20 protein-coding genes are annotated in these 22,275 nt (G+C 61.2%); all 20 read right to left on the bottom strand.

From position 1 onward, the window contains the following. Positions 1-3 precede the first annotated feature (3 nt). Positions 4-819 (bottom strand): motility protein A, encoded by an 816-nt coding sequence (locus ACWF8S_RS00640; RefSeq protein ID WP_447554906.1) that lies wholly within the window; start codon positions 817-819, stop codon positions 4-6. Positions 820-861: 42 nt separating this feature from the next. Further along, a complete protein-coding gene (locus ACWF8S_RS00635; RefSeq protein ID WP_447554905.1) occupies positions 862-1,560 on the bottom strand; it encodes an RNA polymerase sigma factor FliA in 699 nt (232 codons plus the stop codon). 25 nt (positions 1,561-1,585) lie between these two features. Beyond that, a complete protein-coding gene (locus ACWF8S_RS00630; RefSeq protein WP_447554904.1) occupies positions 1,586-2,035 on the bottom strand; it encodes a flagellar protein FlhE in 450 nt (149 codons plus the stop codon). Between the two features lie 20 nt (positions 2,036-2,055). Next, positions 2,056-2,571 carry a hypothetical protein gene (locus tag ACWF8S_RS00625; RefSeq protein ID WP_447554903.1) on the bottom strand — a complete coding sequence of 172 codons (516 nt, stop codon included), beginning with the start codon at positions 2,569-2,571 and terminating at the stop codon, positions 2,056-2,058. Then, on the bottom strand, positions 2,568-4,730 hold the full coding sequence (gene flhF, locus ACWF8S_RS00620) for a flagellar biosynthesis protein FlhF (RefSeq protein ID WP_447554902.1): 2,163 nt from the start codon (positions 4,728-4,730) through the stop codon (positions 2,568-2,570). Before flhF ends, ACWF8S_RS00625 begins: the two co-directional genes overlap by 4 nt. Positions 4,731-4,771: 41 nt before the next feature. Further along, positions 4,772-6,856, bottom strand: coding sequence for a flagellar biosynthesis protein FlhA (gene flhA / locus ACWF8S_RS00615; RefSeq protein ID WP_447554901.1), 2,085 nt, complete (start codon positions 6,854-6,856; stop codon positions 4,772-4,774). Then, the gene (gene flhB / locus ACWF8S_RS00610) at positions 6,853-8,019 is read right to left on the bottom strand and encodes a flagellar biosynthesis protein FlhB (RefSeq protein ID WP_447554900.1); all 1,167 of its coding nucleotides are present in this window, start codon (positions 8,017-8,019) and stop codon (positions 6,853-6,855) included. Before flhB ends, flhA begins: the two co-directional genes overlap by 4 nt. 115 nt (positions 8,020-8,134) lie before the next feature. Then, on the bottom strand, positions 8,135-8,830 hold the full coding sequence (gene cheZ, locus ACWF8S_RS00605; protein WP_447554899.1) for a protein phosphatase CheZ: 696 nt from the start codon (positions 8,828-8,830) through the stop codon (positions 8,135-8,137). A gap of 39 nt (positions 8,831-8,869) precedes the next feature. Further along, positions 8,870-9,259: a chemotaxis response regulator CheY gene (gene cheY, locus ACWF8S_RS00600; RefSeq protein ID WP_447554898.1), complete on the bottom strand. Its 390-nt coding sequence runs from the start codon at positions 9,257-9,259 to the stop codon at positions 8,870-8,872. 60 nt (positions 9,260-9,319) lie between these two features. After that, positions 9,320-11,014 (bottom strand): methyl-accepting chemotaxis protein, encoded by a 1,695-nt coding sequence (locus tag ACWF8S_RS00595; protein WP_447554897.1) that lies wholly within the window; start codon positions 11,012-11,014, stop codon positions 9,320-9,322. A 27-nt stretch (positions 11,015-11,041) separates the two neighbouring features. Then, positions 11,042-12,100: a protein-glutamate methylesterase/protein-glutamine glutaminase gene (locus tag ACWF8S_RS00590; RefSeq protein WP_447554896.1), complete on the bottom strand. Its 1,059-nt coding sequence runs from the start codon at positions 12,098-12,100 to the stop codon at positions 11,042-11,044. A gap of 64 nt (positions 12,101-12,164) precedes the next feature. Continuing rightward, positions 12,165-13,040, bottom strand: coding sequence for a CheR family methyltransferase (locus ACWF8S_RS00585; RefSeq protein ID WP_447554895.1), 876 nt, complete (start codon positions 13,038-13,040; stop codon positions 12,165-12,167). Beyond that, positions 13,037-15,202 (bottom strand): methyl-accepting chemotaxis protein, encoded by a 2,166-nt coding sequence (locus ACWF8S_RS00580; protein WP_447554894.1) that lies wholly within the window; start codon positions 15,200-15,202, stop codon positions 13,037-13,039. Before ACWF8S_RS00580 ends, ACWF8S_RS00585 begins: the two co-directional genes overlap by 4 nt. Before the next feature lie 103 nt (positions 15,203-15,305). After that, complete coding sequence (locus ACWF8S_RS00575; protein ID WP_447554893.1) at positions 15,306-16,583, bottom strand: methyl-accepting chemotaxis protein; 1,278 nt, start codon at positions 16,581-16,583, stop codon at positions 15,306-15,308. 110 nt (positions 16,584-16,693) lie between these two features. Further along, the gene (gene cheW / locus ACWF8S_RS00570; protein ID WP_447554892.1) at positions 16,694-17,194 is read right to left on the bottom strand and encodes a chemotaxis protein CheW; all 501 of its coding nucleotides are present in this window, start codon (positions 17,192-17,194) and stop codon (positions 16,694-16,696) included. Next, entirely contained in the window at positions 17,191-19,287 is a 2,097-nt protein-coding gene (cheA, locus tag ACWF8S_RS00565) for a chemotaxis protein CheA (RefSeq protein ID WP_447554891.1), read from the bottom strand. Before cheA ends, cheW begins: the two co-directional genes overlap by 4 nt. A gap of 69 nt (positions 19,288-19,356) precedes the next feature. Further along, positions 19,357-20,274: a flagellar motor protein MotB gene (gene motB, locus ACWF8S_RS00560; protein ID WP_447554890.1), complete on the bottom strand. Its 918-nt coding sequence runs from the start codon at positions 20,272-20,274 to the stop codon at positions 19,357-19,359. Continuing rightward, positions 20,271-21,140, bottom strand: coding sequence for a flagellar motor stator protein MotA (gene motA, locus ACWF8S_RS00555; protein ID WP_447554889.1), 870 nt, complete (start codon positions 21,138-21,140; stop codon positions 20,271-20,273). The genes motB and motA overlap by 4 nt, the downstream gene beginning before the upstream one ends. Positions 21,141-21,360: 220 nt before the next feature. After that, on the bottom strand, positions 21,361-21,885 hold the full coding sequence (gene flhC / locus ACWF8S_RS00550) for a flagellar transcriptional regulator FlhC (RefSeq protein ID WP_447554888.1): 525 nt from the start codon (positions 21,883-21,885) through the stop codon (positions 21,361-21,363). Beyond that, a complete protein-coding gene (gene flhD, locus ACWF8S_RS00545) occupies positions 21,882-22,214 on the bottom strand; it encodes a flagellar transcriptional regulator FlhD (protein ID WP_447554887.1) in 333 nt (110 codons plus the stop codon). Before flhD ends, flhC begins: the two co-directional genes overlap by 4 nt. Positions 22,215-22,275 lie beyond the last annotated feature (61 nt).

The raw sequence follows: 22,275 nt of genomic DNA, 5'->3' as shown, positions 1-22,275 counted from the left end.
GCGCTACCCCTTGGCGGGCGCGTCGCTGGCGTCGCGCGGCTTTACGTGGGGGTCACGAATCTCGTCGTTGTAGTTGGCTACAAAGGAGTTCAGCGTCTCTTCGATGAAGGAGGGCAGACGGCGCTTGGTGATCAGCGAAATCCCCTCGAGCACCATGTTCATGGTGATCAGACGCTCTTCGGTGCGTCGCTCGAGCTTCACCGCCACCGGCTTGAAGACCAGGTTGGCCAGCAGGATGCCGTAGAACGTGGTAAGCAGTGCCACCGCCATGCGCGGGCCGATGACGTTCAGGTCGCCGGCGTCCATCACCTCCAGCATGTTAACGAGCCCCACGAGGGTGCCGATCATGCCAAAGGCCGGAGCATAGGTCGCCATGGTGCGAAAGATCTGCGCCTCGGCGTGCTCGCGGGCCTTGAGCCGGGCGATACGCCAGCGCAGCATGTCGAAAATTTCATCTTCCTTGGTGTTGGCGATCACCAGCTGAATGCCGGTGCGCAGAAACGGGTTTCGGGTATGCTCGAGCTCGCGTTCCACCGCGCGCACGTCGCCCTTGAACCAGAGCCGCGACATGGACACCAGCTCGTTGATATCGTCGCGCACATAGGTGTTTTCGCGGCGAAATACCAGCCCGACCAGGCGCACCACCCGAAGCACTTCCTTCAGCGGGTAGCTGATGAAGGTGGCCGCCAGGGTCCCGGTGATCACGATGGCAAGCCCAGGCAGGTTGATAAAGCTTTCCGGGGATTCCGCGGTAAAAAACAGCACGCTCACCAGCAGCAGAATACTGGCAAATATACCGATCAGCGTAGATGGGTTCATCAACGGCTCCTCGCCGGTTGGGGATTGAGAAAGTAAGCAAACTCAGTCGGCTTCGTGCAGGCGCGCACGCAGCCGACTGATGGCCTGACTATGCAGCTGGGAGACGCGGGACTCGGTGACACCCAGCACCGCGCCGACTTCCTTCAGGTTGAGCTCTTCCTGGTAGTAAAGCGCCATCAAGAGCTTTTCCCGTTCGGGCAGCGCCTCGATCGCCTCGATCAGCGTTTCGCGCTGCTGGCCGTCCAGAAGCTCCTCGAAAGGCGCATTCAGCGCTTCCTGAGCGGGCTCGCCGCCCTCTTCCAGAAGCTCTTCGAAGGGCAGCAGATGGCCACTGTTGGTATCGCTTAGAAGCTGCTGATAGTCGCGCAGCGGCATCTCCAGATGCCGGGCGATCTCGCCCTCCTCCGGCGCACGCCCCAGGGTCTGCTCCATCTGACGGATCGCTTCGTCCATCGCCCGGGCCGAGCGGCGAACGCTGCGCGGCAACCAGTCCCGGGTGCGCAGTTCATCGACCATCGCCCCGCGGATACGCTGACTGGCAAAGGTGGCAAAGCTTGCCCCCTGGGCGGCGTCAAAGCGTCCCAGCGCCTCTAGAAGCCCGACCATGCCCGCCTGGATCAGATCATCGAGCTCGATACTTGCCGGCAAACGGACCTGAAGCGCCAGTGCCTGACGTCTTACCAGCGGCATGTATTGGTTCACCAGCTCGCTGTGTTGAATTCTGCCTTGTGCTGTATACATCCTCGTGCCTCGTGGCTAACACTCGTCACTGGTAGTTCACAATCACGTGAAGCCCTTTTACCTGGGTAGGCCGCTGCCTGGGTGCCAGCGCAAAACGGAAATTGAGCGGCGTATCCGAGGAAAGCCCCGCCAGGGCGGTGGTGCTGCCCCGCTGACCGTCTAGCTCGATACACCGTTCGGGGTGGCAGAGCCAGGCCCGCAACGCAGCCCCCGGGGGCGCTTCATAACGCCAGTGGACACGTTCGATACGCCCCCCCACAAGCCCCGCCACCGAAGGCGGGGCCAGCGCCTGACTACTGGCCGCCCGGTCGCTCATGGCCACCATCATGCCGCTCGCTTGCTGGCTCCAGCTGCCGCCCCCCGCCAGCGCGGGGGCGGCCAGGCTCATCAGCACGGCCAGAAAGCCGATGTTGCCATGCGCCCAACGGTGCACACGAGCAACCCGATACGTCCCCTGAATGATCGTTTTCAGCATAGCCGCCTCATCATTATGGCTTACCGCGCCAGCAGTAGCAGCTCAAGGTTCAAATAGCCTGCCGCCGCCTTCTGCAAATTATCGAGTAACCCTTGTCGGGGCAAGTGAGGCTCGTGCAAGGCCAGAAGCTGCCGGGGACCTTGATTTTCGCTTACCTGACGAAGCGTGCGATACATGGCTGAAAAGGCATCGGCATCGCTTCGTACCCACAGCGCCCAGCGCGAATAGCGCGTTCGAAGCGCTTCAAGGGGCGTCTCGGCGTCGACCGGCATGATTTCCCAGCTTTCCGGCGTAGCCGCCCAGTGCCGCCCCAGCGCGCTCCACTCTGCCAGACGCTCTTTCACCGGGGTGATATTGCGCGTGGGTAGTCCTACCACGACCAGGGGGATCGTCACGCGCGGTATGGTGGCCTGAGGCTCGGGGGCCCCGGCGGCGGTGGGCGGGGCGTCCTCAGGCAGTATCTCGTCGGCGCCTCGCTGTTCGGCACGCAGGTTTGCCCACTGCCTGAGCCCTGCCGCCTGATCACGGCCGTTCATGCAAAGGCCTCGCGGCTGACGCTACCCAACTGGCGAATGGCATCCCGGGTCATCAGCATGTGCACCAGCGCCTCCAGCAGCGCGATGTCACGACGCTTTCGCGTCGTGCCCAGAAGGCGGGTCACGTCCTGGCGAAGGGCCTGGGCCGCGTCATCCTCGGCACAGTCCAGGTGGGTCGCAACGGCGGCGGCGCCACTGGCCATCAGCAGGCGCACCTGGGAGCTGACTTCGCCGCCATCGGCCTCTTTGAGCTCGCGCCAGGCCCGCTTGGTCAGTTGAAACACGCCTTCGCCTTGAAGCTGGGTCACCAGCAACGACAGCACCTCGGCTCCCAGATACGCCGGGGTCAGCCAGTAACGCCTGGCCACCCGCCTGGCGCTTTCCGGGTCTCGAATCTCGCCGTACCAGGCAAGAAAGCGGCGACCGGCCTTATCGGTCACCTCGGCATAGGCGCTCCAGAGCTGCATCGCTTGCCCGCGAAACCGCACATTCACGTGGTGAGTGAGCCTGCTTTCGCCAAACAACGCGGTCAGGGCGTAGCGTTCCCCCTGCCAGTATACTCGCTGCCCACCGCCGACCTGGCTGACCCAGGTCAAACGCTGGGTCTCGAGCCACGCCAGCGTGTCGCTCTCTGCCAGCGTGGGCAAGAGATGCACCGCCGTGCGGGGCTGGGCCTCCAGGCGTGCTTGCCAGCCGGCGGGCTGGCGGTGCTGCAAGAGCCCGAGCGCGCAAAGATTGCCGTCGGCGTCGAGGCTTAGATCCGGCATTGCCCAGTCCACCCCACGCTCGAAGCGCCGGGGCGACCAGACAAGCCCGAGAGCATCCTGTTCGATCGCCTTGTCGGCTAGATCACCCAGACGCGTGTCCTGCAGCACGCCAGGGAGCGCGCCGATATCCCATACCGCCTCGAGCAGCGAAAAACCCGCCACCCGGGCGCGAAGCTGGGTGAGCAGAAGACTCAAGCGCCGCCCCTGGCCCAGCACATCCCGCGACCAGCGTGGCGTGAGCGGCGCGCCCGACCAGGCTTGCGCGTCGCTCTGGGCACCCGCCGGCACGCGCAATGCCTGATCGATCAGCAGGCCTGGATCGGCCAGCGCCATATCCTCCGGCACCTGCTGGCCGTTGGAGCAAAACAGCACGCGCAGCCCGTACCGCATGACGATATCCAAAAGCGGCGCCAGGCGTCCGGCCTCGTCTTGCTTGGTAATGATGCATTCATCGATCTCGGCCCCCGCCGCCCGGGCGGCCTGACGATAGCGCAGCACGACTTCTTCCAGGGTTTCCGGCTGACTGGCAGCGTTGAGCACCAGTACCAGGCGCACCCGGGACTCGCCGCCCTGAAGCTGATTGATCTGCTCGATCACTCGCTGGTCGCGCTGGCTCATTCCCACGGTGTCGATCATGACCCACTGCTTGCCGCCCAGGCGCCCCAGCAGGTCATCGATGGGCTGCTCGTGATCGAGGGCGTACATCGGCGTGTCCAGCAGGCGGGCATAGATGCGCAACTGCTCGTGGGCACCGATTCTGAAGCTGTCGGTGGTGACCAGCGCGACCGGTTTCGTTCCGTGACGCATGACAAAGCGGGCAGCGAGCTTGGCGGTCGTTGTGGTCTTACCCACCCCGGTGGGGCCGACCAATGCCACGATGCCGGTCTGATCGAAAAATGCCTCCTCGCTCTCGAGCACCGCCAGACGCGCGATCAACTGGCGCGTAAGCCAGTCGAGCACCTGATCGTCTTGGGGGTCCAGGGCGCTCAGGGCGGCCGGCAGCGCCGCGCTGATCTCCTCGCCAAGCTCGCTGCCAAAGCCCGCCCGGGCCAGCAGCGTTCTGACGGTAACGGCCGGCTCTCGGGTGGCTTTCTCCACGCCCTGGGACTGGACGAGCAGCGCGCGCATATCCTGCATTTCGCGCAGCAGACGCTCGCTGACCTGCTCGAGCGGGTGGGGCGTGTTCTGCTGAACCGGGGCAGGCGATGCCGACAGGGGCTCGGACTCGCTCGGCGTGAGCTGATCGAGAGAGGCCTCCTCGGCCATGGCCAGGATTTCCACGCCACTTTCGGTACGCCGGTTGGCGACAATCAGTGCGTCCTCGCCCAGGGTCGCGCGAACCTGGCGCATGACATCTCGGCTGTTAGCGCCGACAAAGCGTCTTACGCTCATACGTTACCTTCTGCCTTTATCGAAAGTGGCCGGTTTGGCGTTCATCGCGCCCCACCCACCAGCGTCGTGATTTTCAGCGTACGGTCGTCGGGAATTTCCGCCTGGGACATCACCACCAGATGGCGCATCCGACGGCGCAAGAAGCGCGCGACCACCGCGCGCAGCGAGTGCTGCACGACCAGCACCGGCGGCTCGCCGTTGGCTTCCTGGCGTTCCAGCGCCTGCTGGGCCTGGTTCATCAAGGTATCCGCAAGCCCTGGCTCCATGGCGCCGTTGCCGTTCATGGCCTGAATCAGTACCTGTTCAAGCTGGGCGTCCAGACCGATGACGTTCAGGGTCTCCTGGCCGGCAAACCACTGCTGAGTGATCGCCCGGCCAAGGCCGATGCGTACCAGGGCCGTCAGCTCCCCCGGGTCCTTCTGGGTGCCGGCGTATTCGGCCAGGGTATCCAGGATGGTGCGCATGTCGCGAATCGACACGTCTTCTTCAAGCAGGTTCTGCAGGATGCGCTGCAGCACGGTGAGAGAAATCGCTTTGGGCACGACCTCCTCGACCAGCGACTTCTGATCGTCGCCCAGCTTGTCGAGCAGCTTCTGCACCTCCTGACGGCCCAGCATTTCCGGCGAGTGGCGATGCAGAAGGTGGTTCAAATGGGTGGCAATCACGGTACTGGCATCCACCACCGTGTAGCCGAACACCTGGGCGTGTTCGCGCTGAGCGGCATCGATCCAGACCGCCGGCAGGCCGAACGCCGGGTCCTGGGTGGGCGTTCCGGAAAGCGTGCCGGAGACCTGGCCGGGGTCGATGGCCAGCCACTTGCCCGGCTGGGCATCGGCGCGGCCGATCTCCGCGCCTTTGAGCGATAGCACGTAGGCGTTGGGTGAAAGCTCCAGGTTGTCGCGGATATGCACCACGGGCGGCAGAAAGCCGACCTCCTGGGCGAACTTCTTGCGCACGCTCTTGATCCGCGCCAGCAGCTCTCCCTTTTGTCGGGAATCCACCAGGGGTATCAGCCGGTGGCCGACCTCGAGCCCCAGGGTGTCCACCAGCTGCACGTCCTCCCAGCTCGCCTCGGGGGTCTCCTGTAAAGGCACCGGGGCGTCACTGATCTCCTCTTTTACCAGGACCTTTTCCTGATGGCGCATCAAGAACCAGGCAAGCCCACCCAGCAAGGCGGTGAAGATCAGAAAGACCAGGTTGGGCATGCCGGGCACCATGCCCAGAAGGCCCATGACCACGGCGGCCAGAATCATCACCTGCGGGTTCACGAAGAGCTGGCTGATCATCTGCTGACCCACGTCCTGCTCGGTGTTCACCCGGGAGACCGTGACACCGGCGGCGGTGGAGATCACCAGCGCCGGGATCTGCGCGACCAGGCCATCGCCGATGGTCAAGAGCGTATAGGTACGCGCCGCGTCCCCAAAGCCCATGCCGTGCTGCATCATGCCGATCAGAAGCCCGCCGATGACGTTGACGACCATGATGACCAGGCCCGCCATGGCGTCACCGCGCACGAACTTGCTGGCACCGTCCATGGAGCCGTAGAAGTCGGCTTCCTGGGCCACTTCCGCACGACGCTTCTTGGCGTCTTCCTCGCCGATCAACCCGGCGTTGAGATCGGCATCGATGGCCATCTGCTTGCCGGGCATGGCGTCCAGGGTGAAGCGCGCGCCCACCTCGGCGATCCGCCCGGCGCCCTTGGTGATGACCATGAAATTGATGATGACCAGGATCAGGAACACCACCATGCCGACCGCGAAGTTGCCGCCGACCAGGAACGTTCCGAAGGCCTCGATCACCTTGCCCGCCGAGGCGCCGCCCTGATGCCCCTCCATGAGTACCACGCGGGTAGAGGCGACGTTGAGCGACAGCCGCAAGAGCGTCGTGAACAGAAGCACGGCCGGAAACGCGGCGAAATCCAGGGGCTTCTCGGCGAACATGCTCACCAGCAGCACCATGATGGCCAGCGCGATGTTGAAGGTGAACAGCATATCCAGCGCGAACGGCGGCAGCGGCAGGATCATCATGCCCAGGATCATGAGGATCAGCAGCGGCCCGGCCAGCAGCTTCATGCGCACTTCGCCAAACGGGTTACGTCGGCCGATGAGTTGGCTGATGCCCTTCATGAACGTGCCTCAAAAGCCCCAGGGCCACGGTTTGGATGCGTCATCTCGTCGGGAACCGGTAGATTGTCGGGAGTCGGGGGTGTCTCGCCCCCTTCTTGCGCCACACTTTTCAAGCGATACGCCCAGGCCATGACCTCGGCCACGGCGGTGTAGAGTTCTGCCGGCACTTCGGCGTCCAGATCCACATGGTGGTAGAGCGCTCGGGCAAGCGGTGCGGCTTCCAGCCGCGGCACCTTCGCCTCTAAAGCAATCTCGCGGATGCGCGCGGCCACCGCGTCGGCGCCTTTCGCCACCACCCGGGGGGCGCCCATCTGCCCTTCCTGATAACGCAGCGCCACCGCGTAGTGCGTGGGGTTGGTGATGATCACGTCGGCCTCGGGCACCTTGCTCATCATTCGCCCCCGGGCCATCGCTTGCTGCTGCTGACGGATGCGTCCTTTGACGTGCGGGTCACCCTCGGACTCCTTGTGCTCGCGCTTCACTTCCTCTTGGCTCATGCGCAGCTTCTTGGCGTTGCTCCAAAGCTGGAAAGGCACGTCGATCAGGATCACCACCACCAGTGAAAAAATCGCCAGCGCCGCCGCCAGCGCCGCCATGTTCAGAGCGCTTGCCAACGCCTGCTGAATGGACTGGTCGGCAAGCCCCAGCAACCGGTCGATATTGAAGTAGATAAAGGAGCTGCTGATGCCCCCTACCAGTACGGATTTGGCGATCGCCTTGGCAAGCTCGATCAGCGCCTGGGTCGAGAAGATGCGCTTCACGCCCTTGATCGGGTTGAGCTTGGAAAATTTCGGCTGCATGGATTTGGCCGAGACCAGCCAGCCCCCCAGCAAGGCCGGCGCCACCAGCGCCACAACGGCGAGCAGTACAAAGAGCGGCGTCATCGCAATGAGCGTACGCTGGCCCAGATCCAGCGCCGTGGTCAGCATCGGCGTACTGTCGAAGGCCTGACGGCGGTCAAAAAGAAAGGCCTGCTCCATGACCATGCCCAACTGATCGTACAGCATCTGGCCCATGCTCCAGAGCCCCACCACACCGGCCAGCAACAGCAAGAACGTGGTGAGCTCGCGCGAGCGGGGAACCTGGCCCTCTTCCCGAGCTTTCTCTTTACGCCGGGGCGTGGCCTCTTCGGTCTTTTCCTGATCGCTATCGTTATCTGCCATGGGTCATACGGCTCATCAAAAGCGGCGCATCATAAGTCAGCCGCCCCGAAGGACGGCTGAACAAGGTGCCTAGTGTGCCAGATGAGGCGATGAACAATGTCTCAATAACAAGGTATTAAAAGCCTAATTCGTCCAATAAGTCGTCCACCTGATCCTGACCGGTCACGATATCCGGGGCGTTTTCCCTGATCTGCGGACCGTTGAGAAGCTCTTCCTTGCGCCGAGCAGTGTCGTTCTTCCACTGATCCTGGGCCTTGCGCTGCATGCTCTCCCGCACTTCGCCGCCGGCCACGTTATCGATCAACACCTGTACCAGTTGATGCTCGATCTCGCGGATTACATCCATCATCTTCTTGATGACCTGGCCGGTGAGATCCTGGAAATCCTGAGCCATCATGATGTCTAGGAGCTCTTTATTGGTGGCGCCGGTGATCTCGGGCACATCGCTTAGGTAGGTGCGCGTCTCTTTGACCAGGTCTTTCGCCTCGTCGAGCTCCTTGGGCGCTTCAAACCACGCCTCCCAGCGCTTGTCCAGGGCCTCGGCACGGCTTGCCAGCTCATCCTGCAGCGGCTGGGCACGGTCGATGGCGTTCAACGCCCGGTCGGCGGCCTGCTCGGTCATGGTGGCCACATAGTGCAGCCGGTCACGGGCGTCGGGAATGGCTTCCGCCGCTTTCTCGATCTCCTTGTCCAGACCAAGCTCGCGCATGTTGTCGCGCAGCATGCGAGTCAGCTTGCCAATACGGTGGATCAACTCTTCAGCGGCTTCTTCGGACAGCTGGGTAGTGCCTGCCTGCTCATTCTGACTCATGGTACTCTCCTCGTGAGCCAAGCCAGGGGCTTGGCCACTTCATTTACCCATCTTTTCAAAGATTTTATTGAGCTTTTCCTCAAGGGTCGCGGCGGTAAACGGCTTGACCACGTAGCCGTTGGCGCCGGCCTGGGCGGCGGCAATGATGTTTTCCTTTTTCGCCTCGGCGGTCACCATCAGCACGGGCAGCGCCTTGAGCGCCTCGTCCTGACGGATCTCCTTGAGCATCTCGAGCCCGTCCAGATTCGGCATGTTCCAGTCGGAAACGACAAACTCGAAGCTGCCGGCACGCAGTTTATTGAGTGCATCCTGGCCGTCCTCGGCCTCTTCGACATTGGTGAAGCCCAGCTCCTTCAAGAGACTACGCACGATTCGACGCATGGTCGGGAAATCGTCCACGACCAGAAAGCTCATGTTTTTATCGGCCATTGTTCATCCTCTCATCACATATATGACGTTAAGTGCCTAAACGGTCCAAAGACCGCTAGATTAAAAAGATTCCCACTCGTCGACGTGGCGCTCGCTCGCTTTATCGGCACGTGGGGCGACAGGTTTAGCCACTTGCGGCGAAAGTGCGGGCCGGGCCGTGGCGGGGGTGGAGGGCAAAACGGCCGAGTCGCCCTGGCTCTCCATCACCTTGAAGACCGCCACCGCCTCCTCCAGCCGACTGGCCTGCTCTTCAAGCGAGGCCGCCGCTGCCGCTGCCTGCTGTACCAGGGCGGCGTTTTGCTGGGTGACGTCATCCATCTGGCCCACCGCGTGGCTGACCTGTTCGATGCCCTCGCTCTGCTCTTGTGAAGCTGCCGAGATCTCATCCATGATATCCGCCACCCGGCGCACGGCACTGACCACCTCGGCCATGGTAGTGCCGGCCTGTTCGACGAGCGTGGAGCCCTGAGCGATCTGTTTCACCGAGGTGTCGATCAGTGCCTTGATCTCCTTGGCGGCATCGGCGCTGCGGCTGGCCAGATTGCGCACTTCACCGGCCACGACGGCGAAACCGCGGCCCTGCTCGCCGGCCCGGGCGGCCTCGACCGAGGCGTTCAGCGCCAGTATGTTGGTTTGAAAGGCGATCGAGTCGATCACGCTGGTGATGTCGGCCACCTTCTGCGAACTGCTCGAGATGCCGTGCATGGTCTGCACCACCTGCTCGACGACCTGACCGCCCTGCTCGGCGGTGGAGGACGCCTCACCGGCCAGAGCGCTGGCCTGACGGGCGTTATCCGCGTTCTGCTTCACCGTGGCGGTCATCTGCTCCATGCTGGCCGCCGTCTGCTCGATGGAAGCTGCCTGCTCCTCGGTGCGTGAGGAAAGCTCGGTATTGCCCTGGGCAATTTCCTGCGTACCGTGGTGAATCGCTCCGCTTCCCTCGCGTACCCGGCCGACCAGGCCGGTCAGATTCTCCTGCATGGTCCCCATGGCGGCGAACAGGCGACCGACTTCGTTTCTACCCGCCGCGGGGAGCGGCTGGGTCAGGTCGGCCTCGGCAATCTTGTTGAGTCGGTGCACGGCGTCATTGAGCGGCGTGGTCACGGTACGGCGCAGCCCGATATAGACCAGAACGACCACCAGCAGCATGAGAATCACGGCCACGACATAAAGCATGCTGAACAAAGCGCGCTGCGCCTGGATCTCGTTGTGAATGTCATCCACCCTGGAGAAGCCATAATGGGTAAACGCAGTGATGCCCTGGGTCAGGCTGGAAAAGGGGTCGGTCATCTCGGTGCGCAGCTGGTTGAATGCCACCGTATTGAAATCGGCAAGGCTTGCGTGCTGCTGCTTGATGAGTGGCAGAAGCCGCTGGTAATCCGCAATCATCGGCCGGGCGAGTTCTTCGCCTGCCGGGCTTCGCGGTGTGGCGATGAAGTTTTCGAAACGCGCCTCGGCGCGCTCTATACGATCCGTCGCCGCCTCGAGCGCCTGGTCAACCAGATTGTTCTGGCCGATCATGAGGTAGTTGGAGGCCATCTCCAGCGCCAGCATCGCCTGGCTGAGCAGCGAGTCTCCCCGGTTGAGCTCGTTGAGCTGCTCACGACTGATGATGGTCAGCGTATTCATGTCCTCTTCGGTAGAGCGGTCTGTCATGATGTTGAGCGCAATCAGCGCCAGAATCAGCACGACAAAGCTGCCCAGCGCCGTTACGACCGCAGCATGGATACTCAGATTACGCCCGATGCGTCCCATGATCTTTTCATTCCCCCTGAGGTTGATTTATACCCGCTGCGCACGGCCTGATGCGGCGACCAGCGCCAGCAGGCGTGCAGGAATGTCGTCAAGCGCCAGGGTTTCCCCGGCCCCCCCTAGTGCAATGGCTTCGCGGGGCATGCCGAATACCACGCAGGTCTGCTCGTTCTGGGCAATCGTCGGCGCCCCGGCCTGGCGCATTTCCAGAAGCCCGACCGCACCGTCTTTTCCCATGCCGGTCAAGATGACGCCGATGGCGTTTTTGCCGGCGTGTCTTGACGCGGAATGAAACAGGACATCCACCGACGGGCGGTGGCGGTTGACAGGCTCACCCTCGTGCAGACGCACCACGTAGTTGGCGCCGCTTCGGGCAAGCTCCAGATGCTGGCCGCCGGGAGCGATATAGGCGTGCCCGGGCAGTACGCGCTCGCCTTCCGCTGCCTCCTTGACGGTGATCCGGCAAAGCCGGTTGAGCCGCTCGGCAAATGAACGGGTGAAGCCGCCGGGCATGTGCTGGGTGATCAGGATCGCGGGGGAGTTGGCGGGTAGCGGTTCAAGCACGGCGCGAATCGCCTCGGTGCCGCCGGTGGAGGCGCCGATGATGATCAGCTTCTCGCTGGTCAGCAGCGGCGCTTTCAAGGCCGCGGGCGCGGCGGCGGGCTTGCGTGCCTGACGCGGACGTGAGCGCGCGGCAGCGCGAATCTTTTCGGCAATTTCGTCGGCATACTCCATCATGCCGCTTCGCACCCCAAGGCTTGGCTTGGCGACAAAATCGAGCGCCCCGAGCTCCAGCGCACGCAGGGTGATTTCCGAGCCGCTTTGGGTCAACGACGACACCATGAGCACCGGCATCGGACGCAGGCGCATCAATCGATCCAGAAAGTCGAGTCCATCCATGCGCGGCATTTCAACGTCCAGGGTGAGGACGTCGGGGTTGTACTGCTTGATCAGATCTCTCGCCACGATCGGATCCGGCGCAGTGGCCACGACTTCCATATCCGGCTGAGAATTGATGATCGTGGTCAGCAAGTCACGAATCAGCGCCGAGTCGTCCACACACAGCACTTTTATCTTGGCAGTACTCAAAGCCCGCCTCCTGTTTTAAAACTCACCGATATACGCCCCATTGGATGGTTAACACGCACAGTCGTCATTTGCCGTTTGCGAGGGTGTAAACCGTTTGCCCACGCAACTTGAAGGTACTGCTGATGTAAGAGAAATTTTCCGAATGGCCGGCAAAGAGCAAGCCTTCGGCTTTCATCAACGGCCCAAATCTTTTCAAGATATTGGCCTGGGTCTCTTTATCGAAATAAATCATTATGTTACGGCAGAAAATGGCATCAAAAGGGCCCTGCACCGGCCATGAAGGCGCCAGCAGATTCAGCGGGCGAAACTCCACCATGGCTGCCACTTCCGGGCGCACCCGAGCAAGGCCCGCCTGGTGACCCGTGCCCTTTTGAAAAAATCGCTTCACCCGGGCTTCGTCGAGCTTGCGCACCTGCTCCTGCGGATAGATTCCCGCTCGCGCCTTGGCCAGCGCATCGGTATCGATATCGGTGGCAATCACCTTGGCATTGTTCGCCTTGGCACCCAGCACCTCCAGAAGGGTCATGGCAATCGAGTAGGGCTCCTCGCCGGTGGAGGCCGCCGAACACCAGATAGTGACAGGTCCGGCCTTGTCCTTGATATGCGCCGCAAGCAGCGGGAAGTGGTGCGCCTCACGGAAAAACGCGGTGAGGTTGGTGGTCAACGCATTGGTGAACGCTTCCCACTCCTTTGCATCCGGCTGGCGCTCAAGACGTGAGAGGTAATCGGTAAAACGCGTCAATCCATGGTGGCGCAGCCGCCTTGCCAGACGGCTATACACCATTTCCCGCTTGTGCTCGGCAAGCACGATCCCTGCGCGCTGATAGATCAATTCCCTGATACGTAAAAAGTCAGCATCAGTAAGCACCAGATCACGTTCGATCTGGCCCCCCGTCGACCATTGACTGTTCTCTGCTGACCCATCACGTGGTTCGCTCAAAATGCTTCGTACTCCTCTACAGCCGTGGCTTGCCGCGCGATGCGCGGGGAAGCCAACGAAGGGGTGGGGGCGCCCGTTGATGCCCTGCCCGGGTTCCCAGAACGGGTATGCGCGACGGCGCCTGCCGAGTTCAACGCCTGGTTGTTCAACCTGAACGCCTCGACCGACAGCGCCAGAAGGCTTGCCTGACGCTCCAGCGATACGGCGGCCTGGGCGGTTTCCTGAACGCGCACGGCGTTTTGCTGGGTCGCCTGATCCATCTGGGCGACCGACTGGTTCACCTCTGCAATCCCGGTGCTCTGCTCCTGGGAGGCCGAAGAGATCTCATGCATGATGTGGGTGACGCTGCGCGCCGCGTCAGCCACGTCGGTAATCGCGGCCTCGGCCCTTTCGACAAGCCCCGCGCCGGTCGTGACATCCTGGCTTGAGCTGTCGATCAGACCGCGTATCTCCTGGGCGGCGGAGCCCGAGCGCCCGGCCAGCTTGCGTACTTCTTCGGCCACCACGGCAAAGCCGCGACCGTGCTCACCGGCCCGCGCCGCCTCGACCGACGCGTTCAACGCCAGGATATTGGTCTGAAAGGCGATGGAGTCGATCACGTTGATGATATCGGTCATCTTCTGCGAGCTTTGTGTGATGCGCTGCATGTTGTCGACCAGCTGCGTCATCAGATCGCCGGTCTGGGTAACGCGCTCGGCATTCTCGTCGGCCAGGCGGCGCGCCTGCTGGGCGTTGTCGCTATTCTGGCGCACGGTAGTGGTCATCTCTTCCATGCTGGAGGCGGTTTGCTGGAGTGACGCGGCCTGCTGTTCGGTGCGCGCCGACAGCTCTTCGTTACCGCTGGCGATATCCTGCGCCGCCGGGGTCACTACGTTGATACCACCTTTCACGTCACTGATGATGCTGCTGAGGCTTTTACGCATGGTGTCCAGTGAACCCAGCAAATGGCCGATCTCATCGCGGCGCCGCGACGGCACCCGGGCCGCCAGATTGCCACCGGCGATTTGCAGGGTGAAGCGCGACGCCTCCTTCAAGGGCTTGAGAATCGAGCGCAGGATCGCCACTCCCAGCAGGATCAGCGCCAGAAGCCCCAGGGCGAGCACGCCGGCTTGAACGGCCAGCATGGCGTTCTGGGCGCTATCCGCCTCGTGCGCCATCACTTCGGCGGCGCGCTGCTTCTCGGCGATCAGTTCGTTGACCAACCGCGACAGATCGCGGCCTTCGCTGTTCATCACGCCGATCACGCCGTCAAGGCCTGTAAACACTTCATAGGTCTCCTCGGCCTGAAGCACCCGAGCGGCGTGATCCATGCCGTCGGTCAAGAAGGCCTGGATCCGGTCGTCGAAACGCTCGGCAAGCTCGGTGGTATTTACTCCACGACCGTAGTAGCCCTGCCAGATCGTCTCGATGTTCTCGGCGCTTTGCTCGACCGCCTCCCCCATCTCGAAACGGTTGTTGATCAGTTGCATGCGCTCGGGCTCCACCAGTGCCTGGCGGGTCTGGGCGATGGCCTGATCGATCTGCTGAAGGCGAATGACATCGCGAAGCCCATCCCGGTCAAGCTCGTCAAGCCGCTCGCCGGAGGCATTGATGCCGTAAAGCCCCAGTCCGCCGCTCAGGAGCAAAAGCGCCCCGCCGACCACCATCATCCCGACCAGCTTCGCGCGAATGGTGTCCGGGCGCAGACGCTTCAGGCGCTGACCGATACTGCGCCGGCAAATCTGGCCTTTATCGAGATAAACGCCCCGGGCGCGGCCTTCCCGCAGATCGGCATAGATGCTCTCGGCCCGCTGAATCGCCTCCCGGCTGGCCTGTACCCGTACCGAGGTGTAACCCACCACCTGGGCGTCTTCGATAATCGGGGTAACGCTTGCCTCTACCCAGTAGTGGTCGCCATTCTTGCAGCGGTTCTTGACCAGCCCCCGCCAGGTTTCGGAGGTTTGAATGGTCTGCCACAGGTTCTCGAATGCAGCCGAAGGCATATCGGGGTGGCGGATGATATTGTGCGCCGCGCCCATGAGTTCCTCGCGCTCAAAACCGCTGATCTGAATGAACGCAGGATTGGCGTAGGTGATACGCCCTTTCAGATCCGTTCGCGAGACAAGGAAATCATCCCCTTCAAGGGCGACTTCCCGCTGGGTGACTGGCTGGTTATTACGCATTACTGTGCCTTAATTTTTAGTATAAACATCAATGGCTACCGAGCCCCGGGGGTTAGCGCCCAAGTCTGGCGACCCGCCGGCCGACTGACACCGGAAGCGCTCCCTAAAACGCTTCCCACTCTTCTACCGCCTGATGGCGAGGTGCCATGGCCGGTGCCTGCAAGGGGCGGGCGACCTGCGCCGGCGCCGTTATAGAGGCCTTTTCAAAACGCTCGGCTACACGAAAGCGTTCCACCGCCTCTCTCAAGCGCGCCGCATCGCTTTCAAGTTCGTTGGCGCGCTCGGCGGCCTGCTGGACGAGCAGGGCGTTTTGCTGCACCACGTCATCCATTTGCGTAACGGCCTGGTTCACCTGGCTGATGCCATTGCTCTGCTCTTCGGAAGCAGCGGCAATCTCATCCATGATGTCGCTTACCCGCTGTACCGCGCTGACCAGTTCCTGCATGGTCTGCCCTGCCTGATTCACTCGGGTCGTCCCGCTTGCCACCTTGTTGAGCGAGTTGTCGATGAGCGCCCGGATCTCCTTGGCCGCATTGGCACTACGGCTGGCCAGGTTCCGAACCTCCTGAGCGACCACCGCAAAGCCACGGCCGTGCTCGCCGGCGCGCGCGGCTTCAACCGAAGCGTTCAGCGCCAGAATATTGGTCTGGAAGGCGATGGTGTCGATCACCGTGATAATGTCGGCCACCTTGGAGGAGCTTGAGCTGATCTCCTCCATGGTCTCGACGATCCGCCCTACCTCGTCGCCGCTTTGTCGAGCGGTCAAGGTGGCATTCTCGGCAAGCTGGCTTGCCTGGCGGGCATTGTCCGCATTGTGACTTACGGTAGAGGCCAGCTCTTCCATGCTGGAAGCCGTCTCTTCAAGTGAAGAGGCCTGTTGTTCGGTGCGCGAGGACAGGTCATTGTTGCCGCTGGCGATATCCTGGGCGCGCTCGAAGATGAACACGCCGCTTTGGCGAACCACGCCGACCGTCTCCGACAGCGATGCCTGCATGGCCGCCATGGCGGTGTACAAGCGCCCGATTTCATTATTGCCGGGTGCGCTGATCGACTGATTCAGATCCCCCTGGGCCATGCGCTCGAAGTAGCCGACCAGGCGGCTCAAAGGGCGCAGCACGTTGACACTGACGCCCCACACGACCACGACCACGGTGAGCGCCGTAAACACCAGGATGGCAATCAGCACCCAGCGGACATGGCCTGCGAATTCCGCGAACAGGCGCTGCTGCGTATCCGAGTCGCTTGCCGTTTGCAAGATCGCGCTGCCCTCTTCAAGGGCATAAAGCCCCATGACGCAGGCAAGGACCACCAGCAGTGAGAAGGTGGCCAGGACCAGCGCCCAGCTAAGCCGAACGGTCATGTTGTTCATGAGTTGATGCATTAGCGATGTTCCCTTTTTAACGCCGGCGGTCTCACCCGTACCGGCGCCTCTTTTTTTGCCAATGTCTTTGTAGGATTTCTTTCAAGGTGCGCCGAGCGGCGCAAGCGCTTTTACAGTTGCTTGGTACTGTCGACCAGTGCCATCTCTTCGCTGGTCAAAAGCTTGTCGATATCCACCAGCACCAGCATGCGATCTTCCAGGCTGCCAAGACCGCTCAGGAAATCCGAGGAGAGCGTGACGCCGAACTCCGGCGCGGGCTTGATCTGATCCGGCGTCAGCGTCATGACATCCGAGACCCCGTCTACCACGATGCCGACGACGCGCTCAGCCACGTTCACCACGATCACCACGGTCTGGCCGCCGTACTCGACATTCTGCAGGTGGAACTTGATGCGCAGATCGACGATCGGGACGATCACGCCGCGCAGATTGGTCACCCCCTTGATGAACTCCGGCGCATTGGCGATGCGGGTCACGTTTTCGTAACCGCGGATTTCCTGCACCTTGAGAATGTCGATGGCGTACTCTTCTTCGCCCAGCGAGAACACCAGAAACTCGCTGTTATCCGCTTCGGCAGCGGCCAGCACCGCTTCACTATTGGCTTGACTCATGACAGCTCGATCTCCTTGTCATATGAGAGATGGGGGTAGTGGACGGTTTTGCCCGCTTCTTTTTTCGCTCGGCTCAAGCGGTGTAGTCCGGTGATATCCAGAATCAGCGCCACGCTGCCGTCGCCTAGAATGGTCGCGGCGGAAACACCCGGCACCTTCCGGTAATTGTCTTCAAGATTCTTGACGACCACTTGCTGCTGGCCGATCAGCTCATCGACCAACAGCGCGTAGCGCCGCCCTTCGCCCTGCACGATCACGGCGATACTCTTGGTCGGATCGGTAATGGCGTTTTCCACATCCAGGGCTTCGTGGATGGCGATGACCGGCAGGTACTCGTCGCGTACCTTGAGCACCACATCGTCGCCGGCCATGGCGTACATCTCGCCCTTGGCGGGCTGAAGCGATTCGAGCACGGTGGAAAGCGGAAGAATGAAGGTTTCTCGGCCGACCTTGATGGACATGCCGTCCAGAATGGCCAGCGTCAGCGGCAGCACGATGCGGGTATTGGTACCCTCGCCCTTTTTGGACTGAATTTCGACGCGCCCGCCCATTCCTTGAATGTTCCGCTTGACCACGTCCATCCCCACGCCACGCCCGGAAACATCGGTCACCTCGGCGGCGGTGGAAAAGCCTGGGGCGAAAATGAGCTGAAACACCTCTTCATCGGGCATGGTGTCGGAGACATTCAGACCGTTTTCCCGGGCCTTGGCCAGCAGGCGTTCGCGGTCCATCCCGGCACCATCGTCCTTTACCTCGATCAGGATGTTGCCCCCCTGGTGGCGTGCCCCGAGAGTGAGCTTGCCCTGACGGGGCTTGCCCAGCGCCTCGCGTACCTCGGGCATTTCGATACCGTGATCAAGACTGTTGCGCACCAGGTGAGTGAGCGGATCGGTGATCCGCTCCACCAGGCTTTTATCGAGCTCGGTGGACTTGCCTTCGGTAATCAGTTCGATTTCCTTGCCGAGCTTTCCGGCGGTATCGCGCACCACGCGCGGAAACCGGCTGAACACGAACTCCATGGGAATCATGCGGATCGACATGACCGCTTCCTGCAGATCCCGGGCGTTGCGCTGCAGAAGGCTCATGCCGTTTTGCAAAGAACCGTTGCCTGCCGACTGCTCTTCAAGATCGCTGACCGTCTGGTCGAGCATGGACTGGGTGATGATCAGCTCACCCACCAGGTTGATGATCTGGTCGACCTTGTCCACGGACACACGGATCGAGCTCGACTCGGCAGTGGCTTTCTTGCCCGCCGCCTTGGCAGGGGCCTTTTTCCCGGCTTTCTCGGCACCGCCGGCGTTACTCGGCGTGCTTTTTGCCGGTGCCGGGGAGGGCTCAGGCGCTGGCGCGGCGTCAGCGACGGGCGCGGGTGCCGGCGGCGCGACCGACTCGCTGGACACCGGGGCGTCGGCGATCTCGATCTGTTCGGGCTCGATGATGAAGCACATGACCGCTTCGATATCGTCAGCGCTGACGCTGGCCTTCAGTACGACCTCGAAACGTTTTTCATCGCCGGCTTGCTGCTCGATATCACCAAACTGTTCAAGCTCCTCCACCAGCAGGGCGCGATCTTTATCGTTCACGTTCAAAAGCGTCACGATCAGGCGGTTATCCGCCTGCGGCGGCGGTTCGTTCTGGGCCGGGGAAGGCGCTGCCTTCGCCGCGGCCGGAGCGCTTGGCGCTACCGTCGCCTCCAACGGCTCGCCCATCTCTTCCAGGGCGATTTGTTGCAGGGTCTGGCAAATACGCTCGTACGCTTCCTGATTGGGTTCTTCCTCGTTGCGGTAGGCATCGAGCTGTTCATGCATGATGTCTTTAGCCTCTAAAAACGTATCAACGAGGTCGGCACGCAGGATCAGCTCCCCCTTGCGTGCGTAGTCCAGCAGGTTTTCCAGAATATGCGTGGTCTTTTGCAACACGCTGAAACCAAACGTTCCCGCACCGCCCTTGATCGAGTGAGCGGCGCGAAAAATAGCGTTGAGCTGTTCGCTATCCGGATTATCGACATCCAGCTCCAGCAAGTGCTGCTCCATATCCGCCAGCAGCTCTTCGGCCTCTTCGAAAAAGGTGTCAAAAAAATCCGCTATATCCATGCATTGCTCCACTCGATGCCATGGTTTAAGACATGGCTTTTAAGACATGGTTGTTATGACAAGCCTCGCTTACTGCGCTATATCGGCCTGCGGCATGTTTTCTAAAGCCTCGATCGCACTATTTTCATCGTCGATCGGCTCTCCCGGCCCCAGAATGCTTGGATTACGAATCGCCTCGGCGATTTCAGGCAACAGCACGACCAGCTCGATGCGGCGGTTGCGCGGGTCCGTCGGCGTGGTGTCGGGGAGCAGTACCCGGTCGGCAAAGCCCGAGACGCGCAGAAGCTGGTCGGGGTCGAGCCCGCCGGCCACCAGTTCACGGCGGGAAGCGTTGGCCCGGTCGTTGGAGAGTTCCCAGTTGCTGTAACCGCGGTACCCACCGGCATAGGGCACACTGTCGGTATGACCACTGATGCTCAAGTCGTTGGGCAGCTCGTTCAAAAGCGGCGCCATCGTGCGTAGAAGACTTCGCATATAGGAGGCGACCTGGTCGCTACCCAGCTCGAACATCGGCCGCTGGTCGGTGTCCAGAAGCTGAATGCGCAAGCCTTCTCGGGTCAGGTCAAAACGCATCTGGGATCGCAACTGGCGAAGCTCCGGGTCCTGTTCGATGGCGCGCTCGATGCGCTCCTGAAGGTCGTTGAAAAAGCGCCGCTCCTCAAGGCTTGGCCGGGTATGCTGCATGACGTCGATACGCGCACGCTCGCCGTCGGTATGCGTCGGGTCGGGGCCGCCGCCGGGGATCACCCGAGTGCTGCCCGAGCGATCACCGCCGGTCACTGCGGTGACCAGCGGGGCACTGAAGTACTCGGCCACGCCCTGGCGCTGCTCGTCACTTGCCACACTCAAGATCCAGAGCACCAGAAACAGCGCCATCAGGGCGGTCATGAAGTCTGCCAACGCGATTTTCCACGCGCCACCATGATGGGCGTGGACCACTTTCTTGCGCCGGATGACGATCGGGCGCTTGTCGGCCCCCTTACTCATGCATTACCGCCCTTTTTCGCATCGCGCACGTACTCCTCGAGCTCGCTAAACGTTGGCCGCTCCTCGGTGTGCAGCGCTTTACGACCAAACTCCACCGCCAGCTGCGGGGCGTACCCATGCAGGCTTGCCAGAAGTGTTACCCGGATGCACTGAAGCATCTTCTCGGCTTCCTTGGCCTGGCGATCCGCGTAGCTTGCCACCGGGCTGATAAAGCCGTAACCCAGCAGAATGCCCAGGAAGGTACCGACCAGTGCGTGAGCGATCATCTCGCCCATTTCGTCGGGGCTGGCATCGGCATAGGTCAGCGCTTTCACTACTCCCATGACCGCCGCCACGATACCGAACGCCGGCATGGCATCCCCCACCTTGCTGATCGCATCGATCGGTATATGGAGTTCCTGCTCAAAGACCTCGATTTCGTGGAGCATCAGCTCATCGATTTCCATGGGCTCCATGCCCCCGCTGACCATCAGGCGCAGGTAGTCGGTCAAGAAGTTCATGATATGCGGGTCGGAAAGCACCGTGGGGTGTTCCTGGAAAAGCTCGCTCTCCTGGGGGTTGTCGATATCGCGCTCGATACCCAGCATGCCCTCACGACGAACCTTGGAAAGGATTTTGAACTGCAGCGCCATCAGCTCCATATAGAGCGCTTTATTGTACTTTTTGGAGCGCTTGAGCTTAGGGAGTACCTTGAAAGTCGCCTTGATGGCCTTGCCGTTATTGGCCGCAATAAACGCGCCTACGCCAGCCCCCCCGATAATTAATAACTCGAGGGGCTGATAAATCGGTCCAAGGCTTCCCCCCGCCAAGACATACCCGCCAAATACCGACAGCAGTACTACCAAATAACCTAAGAGAATCAGCACACGTACGTTCCTTGCGATGACAGTGAGTTACCAGAGGAACTGATGCCGGTTCGCGGTAATGACGAACGTGCAGATTCCCCGCCTAAGCAGAACTTAGGCCTATCATACTAGGGCGCATGCAATCTTTAATGAGAAAGTACCGCTTCCTTTTACCCTTATCTAAGGGTTAAACACTAGCTTGATGTGATTTAGCGAGCGTTGGAAGAGCAGAAACGGGGAATCAGATCTGGGGTTTGCGGGTCTTGCCCGCCCGGGAAGGTGGCTGGCAGATACCGCAGACGTAGTCGTGAATCGGACTATGGGCGTGCGCCACGAAATGGCCCTGACAACGAGTGCAGGTGGTCAACTGCAAAAGGTCGCTCTCGAAAAAACGTACCAGTGTCCAGGCGCGGGTCAGACCCAGCACGGGGTCGACCTGCTCAAGAGCGACCTGCTCCTCGTAAATGCGATATGCCTTGACGAAAGCATCGATGCGTTCACATTCAGTGTTTTTTCTGAGGCTTTTATAAATATTGTAAAAAAGCGACGAGTGGACGTTGGGTAGCCAGGTAACGAACCAATCCGTCGAGAAGGGAAGCATGCCCTTGGGAGGCGACATGCCGCGCACTTCCTTGTAAAGCTTGATAAGCCGCGTACGACTCAGCTCGGTTTCCGTTTCCAGCACCTGAAGTCGTGCACCGAGTTCAATCAGCTCGATGGCCAGCTGAACTTGGTGCATCTCGTCGACCAAGCTTTTCTGGCTCACTCTTTCTCCCCTTTAGGTAGCGATTCAAACGGCTCGCACGCCATCAGCAAGGAAGCGTGAAGTCCCGAGAGCCCTTGATCTCTCGGGTTTTCCATGACTTGACGTAGCTGTTTTGCGCTTATCAGGCTAAAGCGGCAGATCAATTGGTTGGTACGCGCCAGCTTGGAAAGCTGCCAGGCGTTCATGGACACGAGCAGATCGGCAAGCTCACTATCCACCTTTAAGCGCAGCATCGCAGCCTCACGGTCTTCGTTTAAAAGACGCTGGGCCAGCAGCAGGTACGCAAGATTGATCTCTTGAATTTCATCGAAGAAGCTTGTTTGACTCATATTGTTCCATCGAACGGCGCGGCGTTAGTTGATCATTATACTCAAGCCACAGAAGATTTTT

It is taken from the genome of Vreelandella xerophytica, from assembly GCF_968048975.1.
This window is presented reverse-complemented; position numbering and strand designations above follow the sequence as displayed.